This window comes from Microbacterium sp. S1037 (genome assembly GCF_048381605.1).
GTDB classification, from domain to species: domain Bacteria; phylum Actinomycetota; class Actinomycetes; order Actinomycetales; family Microbacteriaceae; genus Microbacterium; species Microbacterium testaceum_B.
In genome coordinates this window covers 1,611,580-1,631,309 of record NZ_JBLWIG010000001.1, presented here as the reverse complement: position 1 = coordinate 1,631,309, position 19,730 = coordinate 1,611,580, and the positions used below count along the sequence as shown (strand labels likewise).

The following is a 19,730-nucleotide window of genomic DNA, read 5'->3' as shown; positions in this document are numbered from 1 at the left end:
TACCCGCGCTCCCCCAGCGCTCCCCTCAGGCGCGGCGGCGAGCGCCCGAGACGAGGTCGCGCAAGGTTCCGAGCAGGCGGCGCCGAGAGGGCCTTGACCCCGTCGAAGGGTCCGCCCCCGGCGCCCGACCGGAGGCTTCGACAGGTTCAGCCACCTCCGCCGTCGCAGCGCTGCGCGCCGTCGCCCACCGCTCCCACACCACGGTCGCCAACCGCGGGTCAGCACCGATCGGAGCGGTGGTGAGATCCGCGTCCGCTTTCTCGATCACACGCGAGAAATGCCCCGGCGCGAGGACGTAGCTCGCCGCGACGGTGCGGCGACCGGCCTCGCGCGCCTCGTTCACGGCATCCGGGATCCGGGGTTCGGATGCCGCGGCGTACGCCGTCACGACGGGACCGGCGATGCCGGCCTCCGTCATCAGCTCGGCCATACGCTCGACGTCCACGACCGCGCCGGGGCGTGTGGAGCCCGCGGCGGCGAGCACCACGGTATCGTCCGTGCGGGCACCGATCGCGCGGACGCGGTCCACGAGGATCTCGGCGAGCACGGGGTGCGGGCCGAGCGCGGGAGCCACGGGAAGCCCGTCCGCCGCCTCCACGAGGTCGACCTCGGTGTGATAGCCCGTCGACAGCAGCAGCGGCACGATGACGATGTCGTCCGTGCGCTCGCGCGCTGCCGCGACGACGTCCGTGACGTAGGGCCCGTGCACGTCGACGTAGGCCTCGTGCACCTCGACGCCCGCGGGCGCGGTCTCGCGCAGCACCTCGAGCAGTTCGCGCACGACGACGCGCCCCTCCTCGAATCTCGTGCCGTGCGCACAGGCGATGAGTACAGCGGTCATGCGTCCTCCTCGTCGATCACGTCGAGCCGGTAGCCGCGCTTGTACACGGTGCGGATGAGGTCGAGCCCGCCCAGCGCCTCGCGCGTACGGGCGACAGCGACCTCGACGGCGTGCCCGCTCGACTCCGCGCTCGACAGCGCCGCGATGAGGTCGGCGCGCGAGACCACCGCCCCGGGCTGGCGGCCGAGCGCGCGCAGGATCTCGACGCCCGTGCGGGGCAGGGGCGTGAAGACGCCGTCGAGCACGATCCCGGACGACCGGATGCCGAGGCGCCCCGCCGTGGTGGGGATGAGCGGAGCGTCCGCCCCGCCGTAGTACGTGACGACCGCGCGCACGAGGGCTCCGAGTCGACCGCGGTCGGGGATGAGCGGGGGGATCCCCGCCTCGATCAGGGGGCCGGCGGTGATGGGGCCGACGGCGGCGACCAGGACGTGCCCGCGGGCGGCACGGGATGCCACCCCGTCGAGCGCGTCGGCCCGCTCGGCCGCGAGGATCCATTCGCGTGCCGCGGGAGCCGAGGTGAACAGGACGGCGTCGATCTCTCCGCGCGCGACCTGCTGCGTCGACGCCGCGACGACCTCGGGATCGGGCGGCGGACCCCAGCGGTAGATGGTGAGGCTCGTCACACGCGCCCCCGCGGCTTCGAAGGCCTCGTCGAGGCCGTCGGCCCCCGAGCCGTGATGCTGGACCGCGACGTGCAGCCCCTCGATCCCCTCGGCGACGAGGAAGTCGCGCAGCTCAGCCGCCGTCTCGCTCTCGGCGACCCAGTCGGCCTCGAATCCCGCCTGCTGGATCGCGCCGCGGGCCTTGGGTCCGCGCGCGACGATCCGCGCGGCGTCGAGCACCGGGGCGAGAGCGTCGTGGAGTCCCGCCTCGTCCGCCGTCTCCATCCACGCACGGAAGCCCACGCCCGTCGTGGCGACGACGACGTCCGGCGGGTCGTCGACCAGGCTGCGGGTCTGCGCGATGAGCTCCTCGTCGTCGACGTGCGGGACGATCGTGAGCGCGGGCGCCACGCGCACCCGGGCGCCGTGGCGTTCGAGCGCGGCGGACAGCTCCCCCGACCGCCGGTCGACGGGAAGCAGCACGGTGCATCCCTGGAGCACCGTGCTGATCGTCCGCGCGGGTGTGGTCACCCGATCCCCTCGCTCTGGGCGACCGCCACCGGGAGCAGCAGGTCGGGCCGGGCGACCTCGCCGAACACGAGGACCGCGGGGTTGGCGAGACGGTGGGTCTCGGCATCCTGGATCGCCGTGGCGAGCGTCGTGCGGATCGTGCGCTGGGCGGGCGTGTGGCCGTTCTCGACGAAGGCGACGGGGCGGTCCTCGGGAGCGCCCGCGGCGCGGGCCGCCGCGACGAACCGCGGCAGGGCGCTCACCCCCATGAGGGCGACGACGGTGGCGGTGTCGTCGCGGAGCGCCGCGAGGGTCGCTTCGCTCGGGGACTCCTGACCGTTCACAACGTGCAGGGTACCGGCCACGCCGCGATGGGTCACGGGGATTCCCGCGGCGGACGGGACGGCGATCGAGCTGGAGATCCCCGGGACGACCTCGACGGGGATGCCGGCCGCCCGGCACGCGATGACCTCTTCACCGCCGCGTCCGTAGACGAACGGGTCGCCGCCCTTGAGACGCACGACGCGCAGGCCCTTCGCGGCGCGGTCGACGAGGATCGCGTTGATCTCGTCCTGCGGGACCGGGTGGTGCTGGGGGCGCTTGCCCACGTCGATGAGCTCGACGTCGTCGCCGATCTCGGCGAGCACCCCGGTGGGGCCGAGGCGGTCGTGCACGACGACGTCGGCCTCGGCCAGCAGCGCGCGGGCGCGCACGGTCATCAGGTCGACCGGGCCAGGGCCGCCGCCGACGAGCGCCACGCTCCCCACGAGCGGGCGACGTCGGCGGCGGAGCGGAAGGGCGCCTTCGGCGAGGCGCTGGGCGATGGCGTCGCGCACGGCGACGGTGCGGCGCGGGTCGGCACCCGCGGTCGAGACGACGCCGACCATGACGTCGCCGCTCGTCGTCTCGGCGGCGAGGCGCGCGGTGCCCTTGCCCCCGTGTCCGGCGTTGACGCACCACACGCGGCGCGCCTCGGCCGCGGCGACGACGGACGCGTCGACGGATGCCGAGCCCGTGGCCGTGTGGCAGAACCAGGCGTCGTCGAGGTCCGCGGCCGCAAACGGGCGCGCGTGCCACTCGATGTCGCCGGAAGCGGCGAGCGCGGTCAGCCCGTCGGTCGCGACCGGCGCGACGAGGCGCACCCGGGCGCCCGCGGCGCGGAGCCGGGCGATCCGCCGCTCGGCGACGGTGCCTCCGCCGACGCACACGACGAGGCGATCGGTGAGGTCGAGTCCTGCGAGAGCGATCATCGGGGGTCCTTTCCTGCGCCGACGGAATCATCCGCGGGGGCGAGCTTGACGAACACGACGCCGTCGGTCACCGCGACCGGGTGCACCCGGACGCTCAACGGTTCCTTGCCCTGCGTGTCGAGGCACGCGCCGGTGCGCAGGTCGAAGACCTGCTTGTACATGGGCGATGCCACGGTGGGCACTCCCCCGCGGTCGCCGACGATCCCGCGCGACAGGATCGCCGCCCCGCTGAACGGGTCGATCTGGTCGGTCGCGAAGAGTCGGCCGTCGTAGGTGCGGAACAGCGCGATCTGGCGCCCGTCGACGAGGGCGGCCGCCCCGCGCTCGACGAGCAGGTCGTCGACGCGGCAGATGCGGGTCCAACCGGGGACGGATGCCGCGGGCGCGGGCACGGCGGTCGCCTCGGGCGTTGCGGCGGCGGGGGTCTCGGCATCCGGAGTCATGGCATCCGTCCTCGTCGCGTTCACGATCGTCACGAGCGCACCGCCAGCGTCGTGCCGCCGATGAACACCGCGCCCGAGGTGCGCTCCTCGGCCGTGGCGGGACGGGGCTGACCGCGCTCGCTCACGTAGGCGAGCGTGGGGTCGGCCGTGTCGGGGGCGTTGACGAAGCTCTGGAACCGCTTGAGCTTCTCGGGGTCGGCAAGGGTCGCGGCCCACTCGTCCTCGTAGTTGTCGATGTGGGCGGCCATCGCCCGGTCGAGGTCTTCGGCGATGCCGAGCGTGTCGTCGAACACGACACCCTTCAGCGCCTCGAGGCCGCCCTCGTAGTCCTCCATCCAGGGCGCGGTGCGCTGCAGCCGGTCGGCGGTGCGGATGTAGAACATCAGGAAGCGGTCGATCGCGCGCAGCAGGCCCTCGTCGTCGAGACCCTCGGCGAAGAGCACCGCGTGGCGCGGGGTGAAGCCGCCGTTGCCGCCGACGTACATGTTCCAGCCGGCCTCGGTCGCGATGACGCCGACGTCCTTGCCGCGGGCCTCGGCGCACTCGCGCGCGCAGCCCGAGACGCCGAACTTGATCTTGTGCGGCGAGCGCAGGCCCCGGTAGCGCAGCTCGAGCTGCACGGCCATGCCGACCGAGTCCTGCACGCCGTAGCGGCACCACGTCTGCCCCACGCACGACTTCACCGTGCGCAGCGACTTGCCGTACGCCTGCCCCGACTCGAAGCCGGCGTCGACGAGGCGCTTCCAGATCGCGGGGAGCTGTTCGAGCCGGGCGCCGAACATGTCGATGCGCTGGCCGCCGGTGATCTTCGTGTACAGCCCGAAGTCGCGCGCGACCTCGCCGATCACGACGAGCCCCTCGGGCGTGATCTCACCGCCCGCGATGCGCGGGACGACGCTGTACGTGCCGTCGCGCTGGATGTTGGCCATGACGTGGTCGTTGGTGTCCTGCATCGTCGCGAGCTCGCCGTCGAGCACGTGCTCCGCGTACAGGCTCGCGAGGATGCTCGCGAGAGCCGGCTTGCAGATGTCGCACCCGCGGCCGGTGCCGAAGCGCTCGACGATCGAGGTGAAGGTTCGAAGCCCCGAGATGCGGACGGCGTCGAAGAGCTGCGCGCGGGTGAACGCGAAGTGCTCGCACAGGCCGTTCGACACTTCTTTCCCGGATGCCGCCAGCTCGGTCTGAACGAGCTTCTTCACGAGCGTGAAGCACGAACCGCACGCCGCCCCGGCCTTCGTGCAGGCCTTGACCTCGGCGGCATCCGCGCAGTCGTGCTCGGTCACGGCCCCGCGGACCGTACCGGCGGTCACGCCGTTGCACGAGCACACGATCGCGTCGTCGGGGAGGTCGCCCTGCGGGGCCGGGGCGAGGTCGCTCGGCATGAGATACGCCGCCGGGTCGCCGCCGAGCGCCCGGCCGACGAGCGGACGGAGCGAGGTGTAGGCCGAGGCGTCGCCGACGAGGATGCCGCCGAGCAGCGTCTGGGCATCGTCGCTCAGCACGAGCTTCTTGTAGACGCCCGACACCGGGTCGGCGTAGGTGACGTCGAGGGCTTTGGGCGTCTCGGCGAACGCGTCGCCGAAGCTGGCGACCTCGACGCCCGAGAGCTTGAGCTTCGCGGAGGTGTCGAAGCCGTCGAACGCGGCCTCTCCCCCGAGCAGGCGGGTCGCGGCGACCTCGGCCATCGCGTAGCCCGGGGCGACGAGGCCGATGCACTGTCCGTCGAAGCTCGCGACCTCGCCGATCGCGAGGATGGAGGGGTCGGAGGTGTCGCAGCCCGCGTCGATCACGACGCCGCCGCGCGGGTCGACCGCGAGCTCCGCGGCGCGGGCCAGCTCGTCGCGGGGACGCACGCCGACCGTGAACACGACGATGTCGACGGCCTCCCAGGTGCCGTCGCGCAGCTCGAGGCCGACCACGGCGCCGGACTTGTCGGCATCCACCCGTGTGGTCACCGACTGCGTGCGCACCTCGATGCCGCGTGCCTCGATGAGCCGCTGCAGCGCCTTCGCGCCGCCCAGGTCGAGCTGCGCCGACATGAGCCGCTCGTTCGACTGCAGCACGAAGGGCGAGACGCCCTCGGCCTGGAGCGCACCGGCAGCTTCGAGGCCCAGCAGGCCGCCGCCGACGACCGCGCCGCGCAGGGGGCGGCCGAGCTGTGCGGAGCGCTGAGCGATCCAGGCGCGCATGCCGGCGACGTCGTCGAGCGTGCGGTAGACGAAGCAGCCTCGGTGGTCGAAGCCGTCGAGCGCGAGCCGCGCGGCGTACGAGCCGGTGGCGAGGACGAGACGGTCGTAGTCGTAGGTGGAGCCGGCCGCGGTGGTGACGGTGCGCGCCGCGCGGTCGATGGTGGTGACGCGCGCGTCGGTTTCGACACGCACCCGCTCGTGGTCGAGCACCGCGGGGTCGAGCGTGAGGTCGTCGGGGGTCTTGCCGCTGAAGATCCCGGTCAAGCCGACGCGGTCGTAGGGTCCGCGGGCCTCGTCGCCGAGCACGGTGATCACCCAGCGGCCGTCGGTGTCCCGGCTGGTGAGGCTCTCGACGAAGCGATGCGCCACCATCCCGGCACCCACGACCACGACGGATCCGGATGACGCGGGGTGGAGCATGCCGTCACCGTACGCGGCGGACTTTGCCGACGCGTCTGCGGCGTGTTTCGTTCCGGTTGCGGGGTTCGAGCGGGCCATGCCCCGACGCTAAGCAGCCGAGGTTTCCCCCGCCGTCGCCCCGGCGTTACCCCCGGCGAACGTTTCTCTCACGCGGGGCTGTCGTTCGTGTGAGGTTTTGCCGGCGGCATCCTCCCCGCCCCGCAACCCGCAACCCCCGCTCGTGCCGGGTGATCCTCATCGAGTGTCCAAAACACCCGGGCGATATCCAGCAACGTCCGCGAACGATGGCCGAGTGTCCAAAACACCCGGACAAATTTTCAGAACGTCCGGGTGTCTTGGACACTCAGCGGCCCGTGCGGACCCCTCGCACGAGGCGTCAGTCGACCGGTTCCAGCACGAACACCTCGATGCGCCGCTCGGTCTTCTTCTGGTACTCGTCGTAGTCGGGCCAGACCTCGGTCGCGTAGCCCCACCACTCCTCGCGCTCGACCCCCTCGGCCTGGTGCGCGTCGTACTCCTTCTTCTCGTCGCCGTCCTGCAGGGCGACGCGCGGGTTCTTCACGAGGTTGTAGAACCACGCGGGGTGCTCGGGAGCGCCGCCCTTGGAGGCCACGACCGCATACTTTCCGTCGTGCTCGACCCGCATCAGCGCGGTCTTGCGGAGCCCTCCGGTTTTGGCCCCGACCGTGGTGAGGACGATGATGGGTACGCCCCGCAGCTCGGCGGCTTCCCGGCCTCCCGAGGCCTCGAACGCTTCGGCCTGCTGGCGGGCCCACTCGCTGGTGCTGGGCAGATACTCTCCTGAGAGCGACATGTCTCCCACGATACGTCGGCGTCTTCCCCTCCGGTCTAGCCCCTTCCCCCTTTTTCTGGAGCCTTCATGAGCGCTTCTGCTCCCGAGACCACGGCCGCCCCCGAACCGAAGAACGGCCTCGACCGGTTCTTCGAGATCACCGCCCGCGGTTCGACCGTCGGCGCCGAGGTCCGCGGCGGCGTGGTCACGTTCGTGACGATGGCCTACATCGTCATCCTGAACCCGATCATCCTGTCGGGGACCCCCGACGTCTCCGGCAACGCCCTCGGCTTCCCCCAGGTCGCGGCCACCACCGCCCTCACCGCCGGCGTCATGACGATGCTGTTCGGTCTCGTCACCCGCCTGCCGTTCGCTTTCGCCGCGGGCCTGGGCATCAACTCGTTCCTCGCGGTCGGCATCGTCGGCGGGGTTACCTGGCCCGAGGCCATGGGGCTCGTCGTCATCAACGGCCTCATCATCGTGTTGCTCGCCGTCACCGGGCTTCGTCGCATGATCTTCGAGGCCGTGCCGCTGGCCCTGAAGACCGCGATCACCGTCGGCATCGGTCTCTTCATCGCGTTCATCGGCTTCGTCGACAGCGGCCTGGTCACCTCGACCGGGCTCAGCTCGCCGCCGGTGGGCCTCGGTGTCGAGGGCTCGATCGCGACGATCCCGACCACGCTGTTCGTGCTGACGCTCGTCATCACCGCCGTGCTGCTGGTGCGCAAGGTCAAGGCGGCACTTCTCATCGGTCTGCTCTCGGGCACGATCATCGCGGTGATCGTCGAGGCGGTCGCGCACCTCGGCGCCCGCTCCGACGTCAACCCGGGCGGCTGGAGCCTGAGCGTCCCGACGCTCCCTGCGCAGCTCGTGAGCCTGCCCGACCTTTCTCTCGTCGGCCAGGTCGACCTCGTCGGCTCCTTCGGCCGCATCGGCGTCCTCGCCGCCCTGATGCTCGTCTTCACGCTCGTCTTCACGAACTTCTTCGACGCGATGGGCACGATGACCGGCCTCTCCCGCGAAGCCGGTCTCGCCGCTCCCGACGGCACGTTCCCCCGTCTGCGCTCCGCCCTGGTGATCGAAGGCATCGGCGCGGTGGCGGGTGGAGCGACCTCGTCGTCGTCGAACACCGTGTTCATCGAGTCGGGCTCGGGCATCGGCGAGGGCGCTCGCACGGGCCTCGCGAACGTCGTCACCGGCGGCCTGTTCCTGCTCGCGATGTTCTTCACCCCGCTGACCAGCATCGTTCCGACCGAGATCGCCGCCGCGGCCCTGGTCATCGTCGGCGCTCTGATGATGGCGCAGATCCGCCACGTCGACCTCAGCGACATGTCCGTGCTCATCCCGGTGTTCCTCACCGTGACCGTGATGCCCTTGACCTACTCGATCGCGAACGGCATCGGCGCGGGCTTCGTCAGCTGGGTGCTCATCCAGGCACTGTCGGGCCGCGCCCGCCGAGTCAGCCCCCTGCTGTGGATCGTGGCCGCCGGCTTCGTCATCTTCTTCGCCCGCGGGCCGGTCGAGGCGCTGCTCGGCTGAGCCCCGCGCGTTGGTGGGGCCCGGATGCCACGGCATCCGGGCCCCTCCCCGTTCCGCGAGCATGTCGCCCGCCCGCCCACCGCGGCTCCGCCGCGACGACGTCGAGTGTCCAAGACACGCCGCAAAGTCGCCCCGCATAACGGCGTGTTCTGGACACTCGACGGCGCCGACAGGCGCGCAGACGCGCCGCGGCGGCAACGCGAAAGGGCCCGGATGCCATGGCATCCGGGCCCTCACAAACGCAACGTCAGAGCGCTTCGATGATCTCGCGCATCAGGGCGGCGGTCTCGGACGGCGTCTTGCCGACCTTCACGCCGGCGGCCTCGAGGGCCTCCTTCTTCGCCTGAGCGGTACCGGCGGAGCCGGAGACGATGGCACCGGCGTGACCCATGGTCTTGCCCTCGGGGGCGGTGAAGCCGGCGACGTAGCCGACGACGGGCTTCGTGACGTTGGCCTCGATGAAGGCGGCGGCGCGCTCCTCGGCGTCGCCACCGATCTCACCGATCATGACGATGGCCTTGGTCTCGGGGTCGGCCTCGAACGCGGCGAGCGCGTCGATGTGCGTGGTGCCGATGACCGGGTCGCCGCCGATGCCGATGGCGGTCGAGAAGCCGAGGTCGCGCAGCTCGAACATCATCTGGTAGGTCAGGGTGCCCGACTTCGACACGAGGCCGATGGGGCCCTTGCCGGTGATGTTCGCGGGGGTGATGCCCACGAGCGCCTCGCCGGGCGTGATGATGCCGGGGCAGTTCGGGCCGATGATGCGGGTCTTCTCGCCCTTCGACTTCGCGTACGCCCAGGCCTCGGCGGTGTCGCCGACGGGCACACCCTCGGTGATGACGACGAGGAGGGGGATCTCGGCGTCGATGGCCTCGACCATCGCGTCCTTCGTGAAGGCCGGGGGCACGAACGCGATCGACACGTCGGCGCCGGTCTCGCGCATGGCCTCTTCGACCGAGGCGAAGACGGGGAGCTCGACGTCGTTGCCCGACGCGTCCTTGTGGGTGACGGTCGTGCCGGCCTTGCGGGCGTTCACGCCGCCGACGACCTGGGTGCCGGCCTTGAGCATGAGGGCGGTGTGCTTGGTGCCTTCGCCTCCGGTGATGCCCTGGACGATGACCTTGGAGTCCTTGTTGAGGTAGATCGACATTTCTCTGTCCCTATCCCTTACGCGTTGGCCAGTTCGGCGGCCTTGTCGGCGCCCTCGTCCATACCGGCGGCGAGGGTGACGAGCGGGTGGTTGGCGGCGGCGAGGATCTCGCGGCCCTCCTCGACCTGGTTGCCGTCGAGGCGGACGACGAGCGGCTTGGTCGCGGTGTCGCCCAGGATCTCGAGGGCCTTCACGATGCCCTCCGCCACGGCGACGCACGAGGTGATGCCACCGAAGACGTTGACGAAGACGCTCTTGACCTGCTCGTCGCCGAGGATGACGTCGAGGCCGGCGGCCATGACCGTCGCCGAGGCGCCGCCGCCGATGTCGAGGAAGTTGGCGGGCTTGACGCCGCCGTGCTTCTCACCGGCGTACGCGACGACGTCGAGGGTCGACATGACCAGACCCGCGCCGTTGCCGATGATGCCGACCTGGCCGTCGAGCTTGACGTAGTTGAGGTCGTGCTGCTTGGCCTTGGCCTCGAGCGGGTCGGCGGCGTCCTTGTCTTCGAGCGCCTCGTGGTCGGGGTGGCGGAAGCCGGCGTTCTCGTCGAGCGAGACCTTGCCGTCGAGGGCGATGATGTCGCCGTCCTCGCTCTGGATGAGGGGGTTCACCTCGACGAGCGTGGCGTCCTCGCCCTTGTAGACGTTGAAGAGCTTGACGAAGACGTCGGCGACCTTGGGCGCGAGCTCCTCGTCGAACTTGGCGGCGCGAGCGATCTCGAGCGCCTTCTCGGGCGTGATGCCCTCGATCGGGTCGACCTCGATGCGCGCGAGGGCTTCGGGACGCTCGACGGCGAGCTCCTCGATCTCCATGCCGCCCTCGACGCTGGAGAGCGAGAGGTACGAGCGGTTCGAGCGGTCGAGCAGCACCGAGAAGTAGAACTCCTTGGCGATGCGCGCGCCTGCGGCGACCATGACGCGCTTGACGACGTGGCCCTTGATGTCGAGTCCGAGGATGGCCTGCGCCGCCTCGAAGGCCTCGTCGGGGTTCTTGGCGACCTTCACGCCGCCGGCCTTGCCGCGGCCTCCGGTCTTGACCTGAGCCTTGACGACGACGACGCCACCGAGCTTCTCTGCGGCCGCCTTCGCCTCCTCAGGGGTGTCGGCGATGATGCCGGCGAGCACCGGCACCTCGTACTTCTCAAAAAGATCACGTGCCTGGTACTCGTAGAGATCCACGGACAATCCTTCGCTGGGCGATCGGTGGTGGGAGGAGGCAAAAGTCTCTCGATATCAAGAGATCTGCGCCAATCGACAAGCCTACTAGACAGGTCCGCCGCCCCCGACCCCAGCCCGTCAGAACGGAGGGGGTCCCGGATGCCGGGACCCCCTCCGTTCGCTGCGCAACAGGCTCAGGAGTCGCGGCGCGGCGCAGCCCCGAGGCGGATGCGGCGCACGTTGACCCAGTAGAAGATCGGCGTCAGCACGACGACGATGGCCGACATCGCGATGACGATGACGAGCGTCTGGTGCTGACCGAGCAGCGCGACGATGAGGTAGCCGAGGCTGGACGCGAGCGCCATGATGAAGCTGTTGAGCCAAAGACGGCCTTTGCTGGGCTGAGCAGCGGGGGTGGACATGGGTTCTCCTCTGGGTGGGTGGCGTCGGTTCGCGGTGGCGAGGTCCGACGGTCGGGGCGGGACGTGCAGGTTCAGCGTGGGGTGAAGGCAGCGAGCAGCCGATCGGGATGCCGGTCGAGATACCGCCCGCTGACCCTGGTCGACACGACGGCGGCGACGACGGCCACCACCAGTGCCGCGACGAGCACCGCTTGTACGGGAAGGAACGCCTGGGCGAGAGAGCTCAGCCACCCGGCCAGGAGCACGAGGCCGATAGCGGCACCGGACGCGCCGAGTGCACGCACCGCCAGTGTGCTGCGGTCCCCTTGCGGGGTCTCCTGGTCGTACGGGTTGCGCGAACTCGAGACCGCGCCGACGGCGAACGAGAGGGCCAGGGCGGCGAGCGCGGAGATGAGCGCCGTCGGAACCTGATCGGCCGTCCCGCTCGCGATCCCGAGCCCTATGGTGAGCGCGGCCGCCGCGGGAACGAGGAACAGCGAGACCGCCAGCATCTTCCCCCGCAGCACGGATGCGAGCGACGCGCCGGTCTGCACCGTCAGTTCGACCCCGCGCCCGTCCCAGGCGAAGAGGTTCAGCAGCACGCCCGACCCCATGGCCACGGTTCCGATGGCGACAGCGAACGGGAGCCCCGTCGTATGCACCTGCGCCGCGGCGAACATCACGCCGACAACGGGGCCGACGATCAGGAACTGCGCGGCGCGCGGCGCCCGGAAGAAGTAGTAGCGCAACTGCTGGCTCGCCGCCCCCAGGGCGGCGCCGGCCGAGAGCGGACGCAGCACCGGCGGCACGAGCGACAGCACCCGCGCCGACCGGCGGTGGGGGGATGCCACGGCCCGAGCGGTGTGGCCCTTCACATGCCGGCGCAGGGCGACGCCCCAGAGCACGAGGGCGAGCGCGATGGTCACGATCACGACGCCGAACCGCGCGAGCGCACCGGGCAGATCGCCCGTGTCGAGCACGTAGCCGACGGCCGCTGCCGCGCCCGGGGGCGTCCAGGTGAGGACGGTGAGGAAGATCGCCCCCGCGTCCTCGGCCGCACCGAGGATCGGAGCGAACACGTGCGGCAGGACGTAGATCGAGACCACCACGAGGCTCGAGAGGATCACGGCCACGTCACGTCCGCGACGTGCCGACAGCGCCTCCGCGAACAGTGCGCGCACGGCGTACGACGTCGCCACGCACATCACGGTGAACAACAGCCCCGCCGCGACGGCCGCGAGCCTGCTGGGCAGGTCGACATGGATCTGCGCGACGCCGCCGATGGCGGTCAGGAACGTCGCCGCCGCCATCGGCGAGAACAGTCCACCGAGGAGCAGCCCGCTCACCTGCTGCGTCCTGCTGAGCGGGTATTGCTCGAGCACCGTGGGATCGATGATGTTCGCGATCGGCAGGGGCGTGGTGATGGGGAGGACGACCCACCCCACGAAGAGCGCCACGAACAGCAGGAGCACGAGAAGGTCGCCGAAGGCCTCGACCCCGGAGTCGAGGGCCGCCACGAGCGCACCGCCGCACAGCCCCGCGAGGATGCCGAGCGCCCAGCCGAGCGCGAAGGTGGCGATGCCGAGAGCGGAGGCGCGCGCGCCCCCGATCTGGATCGCGAGCCTCAGGCGGGCGAGGACGAGAGCCATGCGAGATCCCCCTCCGCGAGGTCGCGGCCGCCGACGATGTCGACGAACGCATCCTCCAACGAACCGTTCGGCGCGAGTTCTGCCACCGTGCCCTCGGCGACGAGGGTGCCCTTGGCGATGATGGCCACGCGGTCGCACAGCTTCTGGACCACGTCGAGCACGTGGCTCGAGAAGACGACGGTGCCGCCGCCCTGACGGAAGCGCTGCAGCATCTGCTCCATCACCTGCGTGTTGACCGGGTCCAACGCACCGAAGGGTTCGTCGAGGATCAGCACGCGCGGGCTGTGCAGCATCGCCACGGCGAGGCCGACGCGCTTGGTCATTCCGAGCGAGAAGTCGGCGATGGGACGCCCGGCGTCGGCTTCCAGGTCGAGCACGCGAAGCAGATCGTCGCCGCGGCTGCGAATGTCGGCGGATGCCATTCCGCGCAGCATCCCCGCGTAGTCGAGCATTTCCCGTGCGGTGAGACGTCCGAACAAGGGCGGGTTGTCGGCGACATATCCGAGAAGGGCCTTGGCGCGCCGCGGGTTGGGCCACACCGAGACTCCGGCGACCTCGATCGTGCCGGCATCCGGCTCGAGAAGACCGGTGATCATCCGAATCGAGGTGGTCTTGCCCGCGCCGTTCGGGCCGGCGATGCCGTAGAACGACCCCTGCGGAATGGTCAGGTTCAGACCGTCGACGCTCGTGACGTCACCAAACTTCTTGACCACTCCCGCAACCTGAATAGCGCCTGTCATATCGCTGAGAATAGGGGAAGAAAAGGTTGCGATTGTGACGAGCTGCTAAATCAGTTTCGTCTTTGTTCGATGCGCGCGACCTGCGATCGAAAACGCACGGGTCGACTAGATCCAGCCCCGCTCCCGCGCGTGGATCGTCGCCTGCTGGCGGCTCGCCAGACCGAGCTTCCCGAGCACCGACGAGACGTGGTTGCGCACGGTGCCGGCCGACAGGTGCAGCGCCGACGCGATCTCGGCCACCGTTTCTCCTCGCGCCCCCGCGCGCAGCACGTCCAGCTCGCGGTCGGTCAGCGGGCTGCGCTCGTCGCTCAGGGCGTCGGCGGCGATCTCGGGGTCGACATAGCGTCGCCCGGCGGCGACCTCGCGGATGACCGCGGCAACGTCATCCGCCGGCCGTGATTTCGGCAGGAAGCCGTCGACCCCCGCACCGAGCGCGCGCCGCAGCACACCGGGCCGCGCGTGACGCGTGACGATCACGCACCGCGACGGCACACGCCGCAGGATCCGCGCGGCCGTGTCGACACCGTCGAGCCCGGGCATCTCGAGGTCGAGCAGGCACACGTCGGGACGCAACCGCTCGGCCTCGACGATCGCGCTCTCGCCGTCGCGGCACTCCCCCACGACCTCGAGATCGGGTTCGAGGCGCAGGAGCGCGGCGAGTGCCGTGCGGATCATGTCTTCGTCATCGGCGATGAGCACGCGGATCATGCCGGCACCTCCTCGGGCACGCGAACGGTGATGCGGAAGAGATCGCCCGCGTGGGCGGCATCCACTGTTCCGCCGACGCGGCGGACGCGCTCGGCGATTCCCGAGAGCCCGGCGCCGTCTCCGACCGGAGACGCGGCGGCGCGCGCATCGTTCTCGACGGTCAGCACCCACGCGCCCTTGTGTCGAGCGAGGGAGAGGGATGCCGACACCCCACCGCCGTGTTTGAGCACATTCGTCGTCGACTCGCGGATCACCGGACCCAGCACGTCGGCCGGGGCTCGACCGGCCTCGGTGTCGACGAGTAGCTCGACGGTGAGACCCGCCGCGCGGAGCAGGTCGGCGGCATTGGCGAGCTCATCGGGAAGGGGAACCCCGCGGAACCGCGCGGCGAGGTCGCGGGTGCCGCGCCGCGCATCGTCGACGCTGGCCCGAGCGGCGCGCACCTGCTCGACGGCCGCCTCCGGATCGCGCCCCATCATCTTCTCGGCGAGCTCGAGCTGGAGCGCGATCACCTGGAGGTGGTGCCCCTGCAGGTCGTGCAGGTCGCTTGCCAGGCGCAGGCGTTCCTGAGCGGCGGCGAGACGACCCTCAGCGCGACGGGCGCGATCGAGCTCGCGCACGATGTCCCACCACCACAGCGACGTCGCGGTCAGGGGCGGCAGCATCGCGATGAAGATGCCCATCCCGACGATCTGCGCGACGTATCCGTCCGGGTTGAGGCGTGTGACCTCGATGATCCACGCGGCGATGATCACGACGGTCAGCAGCACGACGAGACGGAGCCGGATACCCGCTCGCCACCGCACGAGACACAGGGTCTGGGCGACGAGCACGGTGCCGAGCAGCAGGGAGCCCGCGGCCGCTCCGGCGAGCACGGCCGACGCCGACCCGGCGAGCACCCACGGCCAGACCGGACGCCGCGCGCTGACATCGCCGTCGTCTAGCGGCTCGCGCCGGTAGTGCACGAGCAGCAGGATCGCGGATGCCACCGACCCGGCCGCCCCGACGACGTAGAGCGCCGTGATCCACGCGGGCTCGTTCAGGATCAGCACGAGGGCCCAGACGACCAGGCCGAAGACGTGCAGCATCATGATCGAGACGACCGTGTACCACCACGTCACGCGGACGTCACGGGCGTACGCGGCAGCGGGGGAAGTGCTCACCCCGGCCACTGTACGGCCGTGACATTCGTCATGGGTGGGGCGGAACATCCTCCGGATTCACCGTGACACCGTGACACTGCCGTCGGAGGGCCGCTCTCGCTGGGATGGAATCACCGCGGAACACGCCGCGGGCTCATCCCCCGGGAGCATCCATGTCGAACCCCGTCTCCGATCTCGTCCTCGGTTTCCAGAACCTCGTCGCCGAGGTTCCCGACCTCGTCCAGCCGCTCGTCGTGGCCCTGGCCGGCGCCGTGCCCTTCATCGAGGGTGAGGGGGCCGCCGCGATCGGCATCATCGGCGGCATCCACCCGATCGTCGCGGCTCTCGCCGGAGCCGTCGGCAACCTGATCTGCGTCGCGGTCGTCGTCCTGGCGACCTCGCGCGTGCGCACGGCCGTGACCACTCGCCGAGGAGGTTCGGCGAAGCCCGCCACCGCTCGCCGCGAGAAGTTCGAGCGTGCCTACCACCGCTACGGAACGCCGGGCGTGAGCCTGCTCGGCCCCCTCCTGCTGCCCACGCAGTTCACGGCCGCGGCCCTCACCTCGACCGGGGTCCCGCCGATGCGCGTGCTCGCGTGGCAGGCCGCGGCGATCGCCCTGTGGACGACGGTGATCACGCTGATCATCACGGGAGTCATCCGCGCAGTCGCGTGAGTCGGGTGCGGCGTCGCGCACGCGGCATCCGACCCCGGATCAGCGTCGCGAACGCGACGCCGCGGGCGGGGCGGGGTCGCTCATCCCGGCTCTCGCGAGCAGGAAGGATGCCACGGTCTCGGTCAACCGCTGCGCGAACTCATCCGAGTCGACGCGGCGGGCCGGGGCGGCGTGGTCGGGGAGGCCGATGCTGAGGTGATGGGTCGCGACGGCCTCGACGACGTCGCCGGCCCAGTACAGGTCGTCCGTGGTCACCGTGATCCCGAAGCGATCGCAGACGCGCGCGAGAGCGTCGGTGACGGTTCGCTGCACGACCGAGCCCGAGGTGTGACCGCGTCCGGCTGCGGCCGGATAGTCGTCGGCGGCGCGGATGATGGCGCGCAGCAGCGTCGCCTCTCTGGTGAGGATCGTCAGGCGGGCATCGATCAGATGCGCGATGGCGTCGACCAGATCGCCGCCCTGCTCCGCGGCATCCGCGAGCGACTCCGCCATGTCGGCGTCGATGCGATCGAGTTCGCGTGCCGAGACGGCCAGCAACAGCGCCTCTTTACTCCCGACGCGGCCGTAGATCGTGCCTACCGCGACACCCGCGAGCGTGCTCACCTCCGCAACCGTGAACCCCGTCGCCCCGCGCTGCACGAGCAGAGCGACCGTGGCATCCAGCACTCGCTCGAGCGAGGCGCGACTGCGCTCCTGCGTCGCGGGAGGCAGCGTCGCCTCCGCTGACTGCGCTCTCACGCGAGACTCCATGTCGGCTTGCCCTTTCGTCAGGTCGAGGCTACCGTGAGAAATCCGAATACGTATTCAGCTTCGGATTCCAGAGATGGCTTCGCTCGCCAGCGGCCGCTCGGAAGCCATCCGCTCAGAGAGGAGCACGGCATGCCCGCCGCGAAGAAAGTCCTGATCGTCGGAGCCGGCCTCGGCGGGCTCTGCGCTGCCACCGCCCTGGCCCAGATCGGCGCAGAAGTCGACATCATCGACATCAAGCCCGACAACAGCGTTCCCGGCGTCGGCTTCGGACTCCGCCTGAACGGCCTCCGTGCCATACGTGAGATCGGCCTCCTCGAGCGCTGCCTCGAGATGGGCCAGCAGTCCCCCGCGATCGACCTCTACGACCCCGACGGACGCCTGCTCAGCACCATGAGTTACGGCACCGAAGACGAGGGTCTGCCCGGGTGCGTCACCATGTCGCGGATCGGCTTCCTCGAGATCGCCACCGATCGCGCGCTCCAAGTGGGCTGCACCATCCGTCTCGCGACGACCGTCGCCGACCTGCAGCAGCACGACGACGGGGTGACTGTCACCTTCAACACCGGCGACAGCGCCGAGTACGACCTCGTCGTCGGCTACGACGGCATCAACTCGCAGATCCGCCACGAGTACTTCGGCGCGCAGTACGACCCGAAGCCCGTCGGCGGTGTCGCCTGGCGATGCGCCCTGCCCAATCGTCGTCGCCTGACCCAGCCCATCATCTGCCAGGGCTACGGCGGCAAGATCATGCTGACCCCGCTGTCGGCCGAGACGATGTACATGGTCCTGACGGTCGCGGAGCAGGGGCGTCCGCGCTACGACCCGGCCGAGATGCCGAGGATCATGCACGACCGCGCTCTCGCACTCATGGGCGGGGCGGAGTGGCTCAGCGACGCGCTCGACGACGTGCTGCACTCCGAGAGCGTGGCGTACACGCCGTACTCCACGGTCTGGGTGCCCTACCCGTGGTTCCGCGGGCGCGTGATGATCCTGGGCGACGCGGCACACGCGATGACGCCGTACCTCGGTTCGGGAGCGGCCATGAGCATCGAGGACGGGGTCGTGCTCGCCCAGGAGCTCGCGAAGGACCAGTCCCTCCTCGATGCGCAGCTCGCCGTGATGCGACGGCGACTCCCGCGGGTGCGGGCAGTGCACGATCGCTCGATCGAGTCCATGAACGAGGAGTTCGATTCGGTGACGCCGGAGACGTTCCGGCGCCGCATCGAGTTCCTCGCCCACGACGAGCCCATCGCGAACGAGTACGCGAACCGGCTCCTGAGAATGCCCATCTGATCGGTCGAGGAGAGAATCCCATGTCCCTTACCCACGAAACCTCCCAGACCGTCCGCTCCGTGCACGTCGACGCGAGCGCCGTCAGCGCGTGGAAGCCCCTCAATGGGGTCGGCGGCATCCCGGGCCCCGCCACCGGATTCGAACAGTTCCCGGATCTGACGCCGATCTGGCGCGAGGCGGGAGTGAGCGTCATCCGTTCGTTCGACTGGATGTCGCGGCTCGACACCCGCGACAATCCGACGAGCCTCTTCCCCGACTGGGCCGCCGACCCCGACGATCCGGCGAGCTACAACTTCACCGCGACCGACGAGTGGGTCGAGGCCGTGCACGCGATCGGCGCCGAGGTGCTCTTCACGGTGGCCAGCTCGATCCCGAAGAACAAGCTGCCCGCCGAAGACATCGAGGTCTACGGCAGAGTCGTCGAGCACGTGGTCCGCCACTACGCGCAGGGGTGGGCGGGCGGCCCCGCCAAGCCGATCCGGATGTTCGAGTTCGGCGATCAGCCCGACCTCGGCCCGCTGCACTTCGCGGGTCGCCCCGAGGAGTTCTACGACATGTACGCGGCGTTCTGCGCCGCGGTCCAGCGCGTCGACGACGCGCTGATCATCGGGGGCCCGGCCGTCGCCTTCCCCCTGAACGCGGATGCCGCCTACCGGGAGGGCTTCCTCGCCTACGTCCGCGAGCATGGTCTGCCGCTCGACTTCTTCTCGTTCCTGTGGTTCACCGATTCCAGCCGCGACCCGCTGAACTTCGGCTACGTCGCCGACGAGCTTCGTCGCCTGCTGGACGAGTACGGATTCACGAAGACCGAGCTGATGCTCTGCTACTGGAACTACCTCTCGATCCCGACGAGTTCGGCCCCCTCCGATGAGAAGGGTGCGTTCCAGGTGGCGACGGCGATCGCCCTGCAGGACACGGCGATCGACAGCGCCTTCTTCTTCCGCGCCGACAGCGGACGGGATCCGCACTACGGCATGGTCGATCCCGCCGGCGTCTACGGCGCCGACGGACCCGATGAGCGCGCCCGCGCGCTGATCCTCGCCGGTAGAACGATGACGGGTCAGCGGCTCGCGGTGACCGGCGGCGACACCTCCGGCTTCGCCTGCGCGGCGGGCCGCGACGGCGACACCGTCCGCGTGCTGGTCGCGAACTTCGTCGCCCCCGCCTCAGCGCTGGAGAAGAGGGAGAGCGACACGTTCACGTTCCGCATCCCGATCGGAGAGCAGCGCATCGAGTTGAGCCTCGACCTGCCCCCGCAGCGGGCGGAGCTGGCATCCGCCGGTGTCACCTCGGCGCACGTCTCGATCGCCAACCTGCCGTGGGCCGGCCGGACCGTCTCGCTCACGCAGACCGCGCTGAGCGGCGAGACGTCCGAGCCCCGCGAGGTGCGGGTATCCGACACGGGTGACCTCGAGCTCGATCTCGCGATCACTCCGCAGTCCGCGGTCCTCCTCGAGGTCACGGCGTAAGGCC

General features: G+C 70.5%; 18 protein-coding genes. 4 read left to right on the top strand and 14 right to left on the bottom strand.

Translation table 11 applies throughout. The annotated features are described in order from the left end of the window. Positions 1-25 precede the first annotated feature (25 nt). From ACMW4R_RS07365 to ACMW4R_RS07340, 6 genes are all read right to left on the bottom strand, one after another. On the bottom strand, positions 26-841 hold the full coding sequence (locus ACMW4R_RS07365) for a sirohydrochlorin chelatase (RefSeq protein ID WP_418299551.1): 816 nt from the start codon (positions 839-841) through the stop codon (positions 26-28). Continuing rightward, positions 838-1,977, bottom strand: coding sequence for a uroporphyrinogen-III synthase (locus ACMW4R_RS07360; RefSeq protein WP_058596412.1), 1,140 nt, complete (start codon positions 1,975-1,977; stop codon positions 838-840). The genes ACMW4R_RS07365 and ACMW4R_RS07360 overlap by 4 nt, the downstream gene beginning before the upstream one ends. Continuing rightward, entirely contained in the window at positions 1,974-3,206 is a 1,233-nt protein-coding gene (gene cobA, locus ACMW4R_RS07355) for a uroporphyrinogen-III C-methyltransferase (protein ID WP_418299550.1), read from the bottom strand. Before cobA ends, ACMW4R_RS07360 begins: the two co-directional genes overlap by 4 nt. Then, positions 3,203-3,649, bottom strand: coding sequence for a nitrite reductase small subunit NirD (nirD, locus tag ACMW4R_RS07350; RefSeq protein ID WP_081317336.1), 447 nt, complete (start codon positions 3,647-3,649; stop codon positions 3,203-3,205). Before nirD ends, cobA begins: the two co-directional genes overlap by 4 nt. A 29-nt stretch (positions 3,650-3,678) precedes the next feature. Further along, positions 3,679-6,258, bottom strand: a complete 2,580-nt coding sequence (nirB, locus tag ACMW4R_RS07345; protein WP_418299893.1) for a nitrite reductase large subunit NirB — start codon at positions 6,256-6,258, stop codon at positions 3,679-3,681. 376 nt (positions 6,259-6,634) lie between these two features. Further along, positions 6,635-7,072 carry a nitroreductase family deazaflavin-dependent oxidoreductase gene (locus ACMW4R_RS07340; protein ID WP_418299549.1) on the bottom strand — a complete coding sequence of 146 codons (438 nt, stop codon included), beginning with the start codon at positions 7,070-7,072 and terminating at the stop codon, positions 6,635-6,637. 66 nt (positions 7,073-7,138) lie between these two features. Between ACMW4R_RS07340 and ACMW4R_RS07335 the strand changes: the two genes are divergently transcribed. Then, entirely contained in the window at positions 7,139-8,590 is a 1,452-nt protein-coding gene (locus ACMW4R_RS07335) for an NCS2 family permease (RefSeq protein WP_058628112.1), read from the top strand. 247 nt (positions 8,591-8,837) lie between these two features. Here the strand turns inward: ACMW4R_RS07335 and sucD are convergent, their stop codons facing one another. The 7 genes from sucD to ACMW4R_RS07300 all read right to left on the bottom strand — a co-directional run bounded on the left by sucD (position 8,838) and on the right by ACMW4R_RS07300 (position 15,561). Beyond that, positions 8,838-9,740, bottom strand: coding sequence for a succinate--CoA ligase subunit alpha (gene sucD, locus ACMW4R_RS07330; RefSeq protein WP_058596408.1), 903 nt, complete (start codon positions 9,738-9,740; stop codon positions 8,838-8,840). A gap of 17 nt (positions 9,741-9,757) precedes the next feature. Beyond that, positions 9,758-10,921, bottom strand: a complete 1,164-nt coding sequence (gene sucC, locus ACMW4R_RS07325; protein WP_058613220.1) for an ADP-forming succinate--CoA ligase subunit beta — start codon at positions 10,919-10,921, stop codon at positions 9,758-9,760. Between the two features lie 173 nt (positions 10,922-11,094). Further along, a complete protein-coding gene (locus tag ACMW4R_RS07320) occupies positions 11,095-11,322 on the bottom strand; it encodes a hypothetical protein (protein WP_058596406.1) in 228 nt (75 codons plus the stop codon). 71 nt (positions 11,323-11,393) lie between these two features. After that, positions 11,394-12,950 carry a hypothetical protein gene (locus ACMW4R_RS07315; protein WP_418299548.1) on the bottom strand — a complete coding sequence of 519 codons (1,557 nt, stop codon included), beginning with the start codon at positions 12,948-12,950 and terminating at the stop codon, positions 11,394-11,396. Beyond that, entirely contained in the window at positions 12,926-13,690 is a 765-nt protein-coding gene (locus ACMW4R_RS07310) for an ABC transporter ATP-binding protein (protein ID WP_058596404.1), read from the bottom strand. Before ACMW4R_RS07310 ends, ACMW4R_RS07315 begins: the two co-directional genes overlap by 25 nt. Before the next feature lie 105 nt (positions 13,691-13,795). Continuing rightward, positions 13,796-14,398, bottom strand: a complete 603-nt coding sequence (locus ACMW4R_RS07305; protein ID WP_058596403.1) for a response regulator transcription factor — start codon at positions 14,396-14,398, stop codon at positions 13,796-13,798. Beyond that, on the bottom strand, positions 14,395-15,561 hold the full coding sequence (locus tag ACMW4R_RS07300; protein WP_241493661.1) for a sensor histidine kinase: 1,167 nt from the start codon (positions 15,559-15,561) through the stop codon (positions 14,395-14,397). Before ACMW4R_RS07300 ends, ACMW4R_RS07305 begins: the two co-directional genes overlap by 4 nt. A gap of 152 nt (positions 15,562-15,713) precedes the next feature. On the opposite strand from ACMW4R_RS07300, the gene ACMW4R_RS07295 reads away from it, so the two are divergent. After that, complete coding sequence (locus tag ACMW4R_RS07295; protein WP_058596401.1) at positions 15,714-16,214, top strand: hypothetical protein; 501 nt, start codon at positions 15,714-15,716, stop codon at positions 16,212-16,214. 39 nt (positions 16,215-16,253) lie between these two features. Here the strand turns inward: ACMW4R_RS07295 and ACMW4R_RS07290 are convergent, their stop codons facing one another. Beyond that, positions 16,254-16,952 (bottom strand): TetR/AcrR family transcriptional regulator, encoded by a 699-nt coding sequence (locus ACMW4R_RS07290; protein WP_418299547.1) that lies wholly within the window; start codon positions 16,950-16,952, stop codon positions 16,254-16,256. Positions 16,953-17,093: 141 nt separating this feature from the next. On the opposite strand from ACMW4R_RS07290, the gene ACMW4R_RS07285 reads away from it, so the two are divergent. Both ACMW4R_RS07285 and ACMW4R_RS07280 read left to right on the top strand, forming a co-directional pair. Further along, positions 17,094-18,257: an FAD-dependent monooxygenase gene (locus ACMW4R_RS07285; protein WP_058628122.1), complete on the top strand. Its 1,164-nt coding sequence runs from the start codon at positions 17,094-17,096 to the stop codon at positions 18,255-18,257. Positions 18,258-18,277: 20 nt separating this feature from the next. After that, positions 18,278-19,726 (top strand): GH39 family glycosyl hydrolase, encoded by a 1,449-nt coding sequence (locus ACMW4R_RS07280; protein ID WP_418299546.1) that lies wholly within the window; start codon positions 18,278-18,280, stop codon positions 19,724-19,726. Positions 19,727-19,730 lie beyond the last annotated feature (4 nt).

Coding starts and splice junctions, on each gene's coding strand:
- ACMW4R_RS07365 (WP_418299551.1), bottom strand. CDS start 841: ATGACCGCTGTACTCATCGCCTGTGCGCACGGCACGAGATTCGAGGAG.
- cobA (WP_418299550.1), bottom strand. CDS start 3,206: ATGATCGCTCTCGCAGGACTCGACCTCACCGATCGCCTCGTCGTGTGC.
- nirD (WP_081317336.1), bottom strand. CDS start 3,649: ATGACTCCGGATGCCGAGACCCCCGCCGCCGCAACGCCCGAGGCGACC.
- nirB (WP_418299893.1), bottom strand. CDS start 6,258: ATGCTCCACCCCGCGTCATCCGGATCCGTCGTGGTCGTGGGTGCCGGG.
- ACMW4R_RS07340 (WP_418299549.1), bottom strand. CDS start 7,072: ATGTCGCTCTCAGGAGAGTATCTGCCCAGCACCAGCGAGTGGGCCCGC.
- ACMW4R_RS07335 (WP_058628112.1), top strand. CDS start 7,139: ATGAGCGCTTCTGCTCCCGAGACCACGGCCGCCCCCGAACCGAAGAAC.
- sucD (WP_058596408.1), bottom strand. CDS start 9,740: ATGTCGATCTACCTCAACAAGGACTCCAAGGTCATCGTCCAGGGCATC.
- ACMW4R_RS07320 (WP_058596406.1), bottom strand. CDS start 11,322: ATGTCCACCCCCGCTGCTCAGCCCAGCAAAGGCCGTCTTTGGCTCAAC.
- ACMW4R_RS07315 (WP_418299548.1), bottom strand. CDS start 12,950: ATGGCTCTCGTCCTCGCCCGCCTGAGGCTCGCGATCCAGATCGGGGGC.
- ACMW4R_RS07310 (WP_058596404.1), bottom strand. CDS start 13,690: ATGACAGGCGCTATTCAGGTTGCGGGAGTGGTCAAGAAGTTTGGTGAC.
- ACMW4R_RS07305 (WP_058596403.1), bottom strand. CDS start 14,398: ATGATCCGCGTGCTCATCGCCGATGACGAAGACATGATCCGCACGGCA.
- ACMW4R_RS07295 (WP_058596401.1), top strand. CDS start 15,714: ATGTCGAACCCCGTCTCCGATCTCGTCCTCGGTTTCCAGAACCTCGTC.
- ACMW4R_RS07285 (WP_058628122.1), top strand. CDS start 17,094: ATGCCCGCCGCGAAGAAAGTCCTGATCGTCGGAGCCGGCCTCGGCGGG.
- ACMW4R_RS07280 (WP_418299546.1), top strand. CDS start 18,278: ATGTCCCTTACCCACGAAACCTCCCAGACCGTCCGCTCCGTGCACGTC.